Raw genomic sequence first — 8,673 nt, 5'->3', positions numbered from 1 at the left:
ATGTGCAGGCGTTCGGCGGCGCGGGTGAAATTAAGGGTTTGAGCCAACACCTGAAAGTAACGCAGGTGACGCAGTTCCATGGAGCCTCCGGATGTCGAGCGCTTGTATACCTTCAGGGTATCAAGCCAGACCAATTCTATATTGGCCGCCCGGAAAAAGCCGTATGAGAATCAGCTCCAGAACTTCAAGAACCTGACGGGTATCGAAATGCTTGCTACAGCCATTGAATCGATCGAGACGATCATCGTCGATCTGCCGACCATCCGCCCGCACAAGCTGGCGATGCACACCATGCAGAACCAGACCCTGGTGGTCATTCGCGTGCGCTGCGCCGATGGCATCGAAGGCATCGGCGAAGCTACCACCATCGGTGGCCTGGCCTATGGCAACGAAAGCCCTGACAGCATCAAGACCAACATCGACAAGCATTTCGCCCCGCTGTTGATCGGCCAGGACAGCGGCAATGTCAATGCCGCGATGTTGCGCCTGGAGCGCAGTATCCGTGGCAATACCTTCGCCAAGTCCGGTATCGAAACCGCACTGCTCGACGCCCAGGGCAAGCGCCTTGGCCTGCCGGTCAGCGAGTTGCTGGGCGGCCGCGTGCGTGACTCGCTGCCCGTGGCCTGGACCCTGGCCAGCGGCGACACCGAAAAGGACATCGCCGAAGCGGAAAAAATGCTCGACCTGCGCCGCCACCGCATCTTCAAGCTGAAAATCGGTGCTGGCGAGGTCAATCGCGACCTGGCCCACGTGATTGCGATCAAGAAAGCCCTCGGCGATCGCGCCAGCGTGCGGGTCGACGTCAATCAGGCGTGGGACGAAGCCGTCGCGTTGCGTGCCTGCCGCATCCTCGGCACCAATGGCATCGACCTGATCGAACAGCCGATTTCGCGCAACAACCGCGCTGGCATGACCCGCCTGAATGCCATGAGCCCGGCGCCAATCATGGCCGACGAGTCCATCGAGTGCGTGGAAGACGCGTTCAACCTGGCCCGCGAAGGCGCAGCCTCGGTGTTTGCCCTGAAGATCGCCAAGAATGGTGGCCCGCGCGCCGTGCTGCGCACCGCGTCCATTGCCGAAGCGGCCGGTATCGCCCTGTACGGCGGCACCATGCTCGAAGGCGGAATTGGCACCATGGCTTCGGCCCAAGCCTTTGTCACCCTGAACAAACTGGCGTGGGACACCGAGCTGTTCGGCCCGCTGCTGCTGACCGAAGACATTCTCAGCGAACCGCTGGTTTATCGCGATTTCGAGCTGCATGTGCCCAAGACCGCGGGTCTGGGCCTGAACCTGGACGAAGAACGCCTGGCGTTTTTCCGCCGCGACAAGACATCCACCATTCATCAAGCCTGAGGAGAGCATTATGCTGTTCCACGTAAAGATGACCGTGAATTTGCCGGTCGACATGAACCCCGAACGCGCCGCGCAGCTCAAGGCCGACGAAAAAGCCCTGGCCCAGCGCCTGCAGGACCAAGGCAAGTGGCGTCACCTGTGGCGCATCGCCGGGCTTTACGCCAACTACAGCGTGTTCGATGTCGACAGCGTCCAGGAACTGCACGATTTGCTCATGCAACTGCCGCTGTATCCGTACATGGCGATCGAAGTCACCGCGATGTGCCGGCATCCTTCGTCAATTCGCGAGGATGACCGCTGAACCTAGCCCGTTCAGCTCGCCATGCCAATAATTACAAGATGAGGAACCTGTAAAATGAACGTCAAGATTTCCCACACTGCCGAAGTCCAGAAATTTCTCGAAGAGGCCAGCGGCCTGCACAACGATGCCGGCGATCCACGGACCAAAGCCCTGATCTACCGCATCCTGCGCGATTCGGTGAACATCATCGAAGACCTCGCCGTGACCCCGGAAGAGTTCTGGAAAGCGGTCAACTACCTCAACGTGCTGGGCGCGCGCCAGGAAGCCGGACTGGTGGTGGCTGGCCTGGGCCTGGAGCACTACCTCGACCTGCTGATGGACGCCGAAGACGAGCAGGCCGGTAAATCCGGTGGCACGCCACGCACCATCGAAGGCCCGCTGTACGTCGCCGGTGCACCGCTTTCGCAAGGCGAAGCGCGTCTGGATGACGGCGTCGATCCGGGTGTGACCCTGTTCATGCAAGGCCGGGTGTTCAACACCGCTGGCGAACCCCTGGCTGGCGCCATTGTTGATGTGTGGCACGCCAACACTGGCGGCACCTACTCGTACTTCGATGCTTCACAGTCGGAATTCAACCTGCGTCGCCGCATCGTCACTGACGCCGAAGGCCGCTACCGTTTCCGCAGCATCGTGCCGTCGGGCTACGGCTGCCCACCGGACGGTCCGACCCAGCAACTGCTCGATCAACTGGGCCGTCACGGCCAGCGTCCGGCGCACGTGCACTTCTTCATCTCCGCACCGGACCATCGTCACCTGACCACCCAGATCAACCTGGACGGCGAAAAATACCTGCACGACGATTTCGCCTACGCCACCCGTGACGAGCTGATCGCCAAGATCACCTTCAGCGATGACCAGGCGCGTGCAGCGCAGTACGGTGTCAGCGGTCGCTTTGCCGAAATCGAATTCGATTTCACCCTGCAGTCGTCGGCACAGCCCGAAGAGCAGCAGCGCCACGAGCGGGTTCGTGCACTGGAGGACTGATTGTCCTGATTCACTGTAGGAGCGAGCTTGCTCGTGATGGTCGCTGACGATGACGCTGGGGCCCTGATGCCCTGCGGCGTCCTCAAGCCCATCGCGAGCATGCTCGCTCCTACAGGTTATATTTTGAAACGGCCCACAGGTCAGTCCAATGACACACTGCTGCCAGTACTGCCCTAGAATGACTAGATACACCCTATAACAACAACGAGAGTGACCCGATGATGCAAGCGCAACTGCTGAGTCAGCGCAGCACCATATTCGACCAAGCCGACCCGTACGCGGTGTCAGGTTATGTCAATCAGCATGTCGGTAATCATTGCATCCTGATGCCTCGTGCCGGGCACCCCCTGGCCAGTCTCAATCACCGCAAATTCGCCAGCCTGGACCTGTGCCGTATCAGCTATGGCGGCAGCGTTCGCGTCACTTCGGGCGCGCTGGAAACCATCTACCACCTGCAAGTGCTGTTGCGCGGCAATTGCCTGTGGCGCGGCCATGGCCAGGAACACTACTTTGCTCCCGGCGAGTTGCTGCTGATCAATCCCGACGATCCGGTCGATTTGACCTACTCTGACGATTGCGAAAAATTCATCCTCAAGGTTCCCACGTCCCTGTTCGAGTCCGTCTGCAACGAGCAGCGCTGGCGCTATCCGGGCCAAGGCGTGCGGTTTCTCGAGAACCGTTACCAGCTCAATGAGCTGGAAGGCTTCGTCAACCTGCTGGCAATGATTTGCCAGGAGGCCGAGGCCACCGAGCAGATTCCCCGGGTGCAGGAACATTACGCGCAAATCATCGTCAGCAAGATGCTCAGCCTGATGAAGACCAACGTCAGCCGCCTCGAAATCGGCTCCCAGGCTGCCTCGTTCGAAGCGATTGCCGACTACATTGCCAAAAATCTCAAGCAGGACATCGACAGCGAAGAGCTGGCGCGCCATGCCAGCATGAGCCTGCGCTCGTTGTATGGCCTGTTCGAACGCAACGCGTGCACCACGCCAAAAAACTACATCCGCCAGAAACGCCTGGAACGCATCAATGCCTGCCTGCGCGACCCGACCTGCAACGTGCGCAACGTTACCGAGGTCGCGATGGACTACGGCTTCCTGCACCTGGGACGCTTCTCCGACAGCTACCGCAAGCAGTTCGGCGAGCTGCCATCGGATACCCTCAAGCGCCGCCACTGATCCCGACACATTGATGTTGCCTGCCCTGACGCCATCGCGAGCAGGCTCGCTCCCACATTGGATCGCGTTGTTCCTGTGGGAGCGAGCCTGCTCGCGAAGAGGGCGGTACTGTCAACATTGGTGGCGCTGACACAACACCAGCCCCCTGCAAAAAACGGATAAAGGTCTGCACCCCGCGGATAGTCCCCCCCATTGCCCCGTCCTAGCATGAGCCTTGCCTGAACAATAACAATGGAGGCGGCGGCCATGACCCTGCGACCTGAATACCTTGAGTCCCTGCTTGAAGACGATCCAGAGCAGGGTATCTATCGCTGCAAGCGCGAGATGTTTACCGATCCGCGCCTGTTCGATCTGGAGATGGAACACATCTTCGAAGGCAACTGGCTGTATCTGGCGCACGAAAGCCAGATCCCCAACGTCAACGATTTCTACACCACCACCATGGGGCGCCAGTCGATCTTCATCGCGCGCAACAAGGACGGTGTGCTCAACGCCTTCATCAACGCCTGCAGTCATCGCGGCGCGACCCTGTGCCGGCACAAGTCCGGCAACAAAAGCTCCTACACCTGCCCGTTCCACGGCTGGACGTTCAACAACTCCGGCAAGCTGCTCAAGGTCAAGGACCCGGCTAACGCGGGCTACCCGAGCAGCTTCAACTGCGAAGGCTCCCATGACCTGACCAAAGTCGCGCGCTTCGAGTCCTATCGCGGTTTCCTGTTCGGCAGCCTCAAGGCCGATGTGGTGCCGCTGGTCGAGCACCTGGGCGAGTCGGCGAAGATCATCGACATGATCGTCGACCAGTCCACCGACGGCCTGGAAGTGCTGCGCGGTTCGTCCACCTATATCTACGAAGGCAACTGGAAACTCACCGCCGAAAACGGTGCCGACGGTTACCACGTCAGCTCCGTGCACTGGAACTACGCCGCCACCCAGAACCAGCGCAAACAGCGCGAGGCCGGTGACGAGAACCCGACCATGAGCGCCGGGAGCTGGGCCAAGCAGGGCGGTGGTTTCTATTCCTTCGACAAGGGCCACATGTTGCTCTGGACCCGCTGGGCCAACCCCGAGGATCGTCCACTGTACGAACGTCGCGACGAACTCGCCCAGGACTTCGGCAAGGCCCGCGCCGACTGGATGATCGAGAACTCGCGCAACCTGTGCCTGTACCCCAACGTGTACCTGATGGACCAGTTCAGCTCGCAGATCCGTATCGCCCGGCCGATCTCGGTCAACCGCACGGAAATCACCATCTATTGCATCGCCCCCAAAGGCGAAAGTGACCACGCGCGTTCGAGCCGGATTCGTCAGTACGAAGACTTCTTCAACGTCAGCGGCATGGCCACGCCGGACGATCTGGAAGAGTTCCGTTCCTGCCAGACCAGCTACCAGGGCAGCGTCACCACCTGGAACGACATGTCCCGTGGCGCCGAGCACTGGATCGAAGGTGCCGACGAGGCGGCCAAGGAAATTGACCTGCATCCGCTGCTCAGCGGCGTGCGTACCGAAGACGAAGGCCTGTTCGTGCTGCAACACAAGTACTGGCAGCAGACCATGCTCAAGGCCCTGGCTGCCGAGCAGTCTAAACTGATCGCCGTGGAGGACGTGCAATGACCATTTCCTATGAAGCGGTACGTGATTTCCTCTACCGCGAAGCACGCTACCTCGACGACCGCCAGTGGGATGAGTGGCTGGAACTGTACGCCCCCGACGCGACGTACTGGATGCCGTCCTGGGACGACAACGATGAGCTGACCGAAGACCCACAGCGGGAAATCTCGCTGATCTGGTACGGCAACCGCACCGGCCTTGATGACCGCATCTTCCGCATCAAGACCGAGCGCTCCAGCGCCAGCGTGCCGGACACCCGCACGTCCCACAACATCAGCAACATCGAACTGCTCGAGCAAGCCGACGGAATGTGCAAGGTGCGCTTCAACTGGCACACCCTGAGCTTTCGCTACAAGACCGTCGACAGCTATTTCGGCAGCAGTTTCTACACCCTTGATGTGCGCGGTGAAAACCCCTTGATCAAGGCCAAGAAAGTGATCCTGAAGAACGACTACGTTCGTCAGGTCATCGATGTTTACCACTTGTGAGGCAGCCGTCATGACCCATTCCATTGCGTTCAATTTCGAAGACGGCGTCACTCGTTTCATCGACGCCAACGCCGGCGAGACCGTGGCCGATGCCGCGTACCGCCAGGGCATCAATATCCCGCTGGACTGCCGCGACGGCGCCTGCGGCACCTGCAAGTGCTTTGCCGAGGCGGGCAGCTACGATCTGGGTGAGGAATACATCGAAGACGCCCTCAGCCCTGATGAGGCCGCGCAAGGCTTTGTCCTGACCTGCCAGATGCGCGCCAAGAGCGATTGCGTGGTGCGGGTGCCGACGTCCTCGGAAGTCTGCCGCACCCGCCAGGCCAGCTACGACGCAACCATCAGTGCGGTGCGCCAGTTGTCCGACAGCACCATCGCGTTGTCGATCAAGGGCGAGTCCTTGAGCAAACTGGCGTTCCTGCCAGGCCAGTATGTGAACCTGGGCATTCCCGGCAGCGAGCAAACCCGCGCCTATTCGTTCAGCTCGTTGCAGCGCGACGGCGAAGTCAGCTTCCTGATCCGCAACGTGCCTGGCGGCCTGATGAGCAGCTTCCTCACCGGCATGGCCAAGGCTGGCGACAGCATGAGCCTGGCAGGGCCCCTGGGCAGTTTTTACCTGCGTGATATCCGTCGACCCTTGTTGCTGCTGGCGGGCGGCACCGGGTTGGCGCCGTTCACCGCGATGCTGGAGAAGATCGCCGAGCAGGGCAGCGAACACCCGTTGCACCTGATCTACGGTGTGACCAACGATTTCGACCTGGTGGAACTCGATCGCCTGGAAGCCTTCGCCGCGCGCATCCCCAACTTCACCTACAGTGCCTGCGTGGCCAGTCCCGACAGCCAGCACCCGCTCAAGGGCTACGTGACCCAGCACATCGAACCCAGGCATTTGAACGATGGCGACGTCGACGTGTACCTGTGCGGCCCACCGCCGATGGTTGAAGCGGTGAGCAAGTACATCGGCGAGCAAGGCATCAATCCAGCGAATTTCTACTACGAAAAATTCGCTGCCAGCGCGGCGTGAGGTTTCCCTCCATGAACAGATTCCACGAAAAAGTCGCGCTGATCACCGGCGCCGCCCAGGGCATCGGTCGGCGCGTGGCCGAACGCATGGCCGCTGAAGGCGCGAAGCTGATCCTGGTCGATCGCTCCGAGCTGGTGTTCGAGGTTCAGCAGCAGTTGGCGAAGGACAGCCAGGTCCTGGCCCTGACCGCCGACCTTGAGCAATACGAGGAATGCAACCGGGTCATGCAAAGCGCCGTCGAGCGTTTCGGTCGACTCGATGTGCTGGTCAATAACGTCGGCGGGACCATCTGGGCCAAGCCATTCGAGCATTACGAGGCGTCGCAGATCGAGGCCGAGGTTCGCCGTTCGCTGTTTCCAACCCTGTGGTGCTGTCATGCGGCATTGCCGTACATGTTGCAGCAGGGCAGTGGCGCGATCGTCAACGTATCGTCGATCGCCACCCGCAGCGTCAACCGTGTGCCCTACGGCGCAGCGAAGGGCGGGGTGAATGCGCTGACCGCCTGCCTGGCGTTCGAAACCGCTGGACGCGGGGTGCGAGTCAACGCCACTGCGCCGGGCGGCACCGAAGCCCCGCCACGGGTTATCCCGCGTAACAGTGCCGAGCAGAGTGAGCAAGAGAAGGTCTGGTACCAACAGATCGTCGATCAGACCCTCGACAGCAGCTTGATGAAGCGCTACGGCACGCTGGATGAACAGGCAGCAGCCATTCTGTTCCTGGCCAGCGATGAAGCGTCCTACATCACCGGCATGATCATGCCAGTGGGCGGCGGCGACCAAGGCTGAAGCGCGTGAACTACAGGCGACGTTGAAACGCTTTGATGATCCGCAGCGTGGCGTCGCTTGGGTTCAGGTTGTGCACCGCATTCAGCGGGTACCAGAGGCAATCGAAAATTTCGTTTTGCGGCCGTGCCTGGTCCGGATTCGGCAACGATGCTTCGTAGACATGGTGACGGGTGCCGCCTGTTTCCAGTTCCATCAGGTACAGCATATCGTCGGCACCCAGCCCGGTTTCCTCCAGCAATTCGCGCGCCGCGGCATCCTGCGCGGTCTCGCCGCGCTCCACTTTGCCCCCGGGCAACATCCAGCGACTCCTGGGTTTGCGCACCAGGAGTATGTGCCGGTCCTGCTCGCAAATGACGGTTGCACGTACTTTCATGGGCTCTTTCAATCCGGAATGTCATAAAACAGTAACAAAAATGCAATATTTGGGCCGCAACCCATTGCATGTTTCCTGGATATTTTGAGCGGCAGGCGTGTCTAAAAGTGCAATCGCACTGCCGTGTGCTGACTCGACGTCCGGTCGGCATCTTCGCGGCAGGGGGGTGTAAGGTAGGGAAGTCAACCCTGTGATCACTGCCAAGATGGAGGTGACTATGAGCGTTCCGATGTTGAACAAGATGCACATGAACGGCTACGACGTACTCAGTGTGAACAACGGCCCGTGGCGGGTCTGCACCCAAGGTGACCGGCTTGGCTCATTTGCCAGTCGCGAAGAGGCGCTGGCCTTTGCGGCGGCGCTGCCTGGCTACAAGGCGCGTCCAGGCAAGCCGCGTAATCAGCAAGCCACGTGATTGCCCCTGTGTGATCGTTCCCACGCTCTGCGTGGGAATGCCGCCAGGGACGCTCCGCGTTCCACTGACGACGCATTAATTGAGCCGTGCGCAACGGTGATGCGGAGCGTCACAGGATGCATTCCCACGCAGAGCGTCACTAGTGTCCGGTAAAAACCGAAGGG

The 8,673-nt window shown here is 60.4% G+C and carries 11 protein-coding genes; 9 read left to right on the top strand and 2 right to left on the bottom strand.

What is annotated here, in order from left to right; genetic code table 11:
* Positions 1-80, bottom strand: an 80-nt coding sequence (locus PG5_RS34330; RefSeq protein ID WP_155943751.1) for a LysR family transcriptional regulator, incomplete at its 3' end; no start/stop codon positions are given.
* A 127-nt stretch (positions 81-207) separates the two neighbouring features.
* Between PG5_RS34330 and PG5_RS26685 the strand changes: the two genes are divergently transcribed.
* The 8 genes from PG5_RS26685 to PG5_RS26650 all read left to right on the top strand — a co-directional run bounded on the left by PG5_RS26685 (position 208) and on the right by PG5_RS26650 (position 7,721).
* Complete coding sequence (locus PG5_RS26685; protein ID WP_177326153.1) at positions 208-1,353, top strand: muconate cycloisomerase family protein; 1,146 nt, start codon at positions 208-210, stop codon at positions 1,351-1,353.
* A gap of 10 nt (positions 1,354-1,363) precedes the next feature.
* Positions 1,364-1,654 (top strand): muconolactone Delta-isomerase, encoded by a 291-nt coding sequence (catC, locus tag PG5_RS26680; protein ID WP_008029082.1) that lies wholly within the window; start codon positions 1,364-1,366, stop codon positions 1,652-1,654.
* A gap of 54 nt (positions 1,655-1,708) precedes the next feature.
* Complete coding sequence (catA, locus tag PG5_RS26675) at positions 1,709-2,638, top strand: catechol 1,2-dioxygenase (protein ID WP_020800186.1); 930 nt, start codon at positions 1,709-1,711, stop codon at positions 2,636-2,638.
* A gap of 218 nt (positions 2,639-2,856) precedes the next feature.
* On the top strand, positions 2,857-3,816 hold the full coding sequence (locus PG5_RS26670) for an AraC family transcriptional regulator (protein WP_020800184.1): 960 nt from the start codon (positions 2,857-2,859) through the stop codon (positions 3,814-3,816).
* A 246-nt stretch (positions 3,817-4,062) separates the two neighbouring features.
* A complete protein-coding gene (gene benA, locus PG5_RS26665) occupies positions 4,063-5,427 on the top strand; it encodes a benzoate 1,2-dioxygenase large subunit (RefSeq protein ID WP_020800183.1) in 1,365 nt (454 codons plus the stop codon).
* Positions 5,424-5,912, top strand: a complete 489-nt coding sequence (gene benB, locus PG5_RS26660) for a benzoate 1,2-dioxygenase small subunit (RefSeq protein WP_020800182.1) — start codon at positions 5,424-5,426, stop codon at positions 5,910-5,912. The genes benA and benB overlap by 4 nt, the downstream gene beginning before the upstream one ends.
* Positions 5,913-5,922: 10 nt before the next feature.
* Positions 5,923-6,936: a benzoate 1,2-dioxygenase electron transfer component BenC gene (benC, locus tag PG5_RS26655; RefSeq protein WP_020800181.1), complete on the top strand. Its 1,014-nt coding sequence runs from the start codon at positions 5,923-5,925 to the stop codon at positions 6,934-6,936.
* An 11-nt stretch (positions 6,937-6,947) separates the two neighbouring features.
* Positions 6,948-7,721: a 1,6-dihydroxycyclohexa-2,4-diene-1-carboxylate dehydrogenase gene (locus PG5_RS26650; RefSeq protein ID WP_020800180.1), complete on the top strand. Its 774-nt coding sequence runs from the start codon at positions 6,948-6,950 to the stop codon at positions 7,719-7,721.
* Between the two features lie 10 nt (positions 7,722-7,731).
* Here PG5_RS26650 and PG5_RS26645 read toward each other — a convergent pair whose 3' ends face one another.
* Positions 7,732-8,094 carry an NUDIX hydrolase gene (locus PG5_RS26645; protein WP_042955771.1) on the bottom strand — a complete coding sequence of 121 codons (363 nt, stop codon included), beginning with the start codon at positions 8,092-8,094 and terminating at the stop codon, positions 7,732-7,734.
* A gap of 217 nt (positions 8,095-8,311) precedes the next feature.
* Here PG5_RS26645 and PG5_RS26640 point away from each other — a divergent pair, with 217 nt between their 5' ends.
* Complete coding sequence (locus PG5_RS26640; RefSeq protein WP_020800178.1) at positions 8,312-8,509, top strand: hypothetical protein; 198 nt, start codon at positions 8,312-8,314, stop codon at positions 8,507-8,509.
* Positions 8,510-8,673 lie beyond the last annotated feature (164 nt).

This window comes from Pseudomonas sp. G5(2012), from assembly GCF_000408945.1.
In the GTDB taxonomy this organism is placed as follows: domain Bacteria; phylum Pseudomonadota; class Gammaproteobacteria; order Pseudomonadales; family Pseudomonadaceae; genus Aquipseudomonas; species Aquipseudomonas umsongensis.
The sequence above is the reverse complement of the archived record's forward strand: the minus strand, read 5'-3'. Positions and strand labels throughout refer to the sequence as shown.